Source organism: Mesorhizobium sp. WSM4807 (assembly GCF_055811615.1).
In genome coordinates, this window is the sequence record NZ_JBVVQY010000102.1 from 1 (window position 1) to 1,091 (window position 1,091).

Genomic DNA, 1,091 nt, shown 5'->3' on the forward strand with positions numbered 1-1,091 from the left:
TGAGGAAGTTCACCTCAAATTGCTCTTCGGAAACAGCACGCGATCGGGTTTTGCATTCATTCGCGCCAGCATTTCCTTGATCAAGCGTGTTTTGGTGCGCCCCGCTTCCTTCGGCGGCACGAGGTAACGAACGATGGCCTCGAGCCAGGTGTTTTCACTGACGCGAAAATGAACCACTGGATGCTCCTTCACTTCGAGTTCGTCCACCGGCGTTTGCGACAGGATGTGCTTATAGACCTTCACCTTCTGGCTCATGATGTCGCCGATCTGCTCGTCAACGACCTCTCTCATGGTTTTCGCTACGAATTCCAGATCGCTTTCATAAGCGAGCTGGAACTTGATTTCGTTCCAGACATAGGGAAACAGCGGCCAGGAATAGTTAAAGACCGGCGTGTCAAACACGGTGGAGTTCGGAAACTTGATGACGCGTCCGCTCGGATGATCGGTCCAAAGATGTTCGCCGCCGAATTCCCATAACGTCGTGTCGAGATAGCTGACATCAATGACATCGCCATGGGCATCGCCGATGCGAATGCGGTCGCCAACGCGATAAGGCGCCCTGGCCAGAATATAAATCCACGCGATGAAACTGGAGATCGGCATTTGCAGCGCAAAGCCGAGAATCAGTGAAATCAGGCCGAGTGAAACAACCGCAGCGTACCAGTTCACAAATAAGACTGAAATGGCCACGAAGACGATGGCGACGACGACGACCAATCGAAAAATACGTTGCAGATTGAAACGCGAAACACGATTGGGAATTCGGCCAATGAGAAAGACTTCGATAGCATTCGCAACGGTCAGCATAACGAAAATGAGAAGGCCGCCCCTGACGTAGTTCAGCACGCGAACGCGCAAAGGCGCGTCAAGCCATTCTAAGCGCCAATTGATCAGGACTTGGATGCCAAAAAACAGCAAGGCAGCGGCAGCGAAACCAATCGTCCACCAGACGTCTTCCTTGCGAAGGCTGAAGCGAAATTTTTCCTCTGGCTTTTTCGCCTTCTGTTCCATAGTTTTTGGATCAGCAGTCTGTTGCGCGGCCCGTTCGAGTCGGGAAAGGTTCTCCTGTTCCTTGGCGCGCGGTTCCATGG

Annotated in this window: 1 protein-coding gene; it reads right to left on the reverse strand. The window is 52.5% G+C overall.

All coding sequences use genetic code 11. The features are described from left to right. Positions 1-9: 9 nt before the first annotated feature. The gene (locus AC0L3N_RS33860; protein ID WP_473552029.1) at positions 10-1,089 is read right to left on the reverse strand and encodes a mechanosensitive ion channel family protein; all 1,080 of its coding nucleotides are present in this window, start codon (positions 1,087-1,089) and stop codon (positions 10-12) included. Positions 1,090-1,091: the final 2 nt, after the last annotated feature.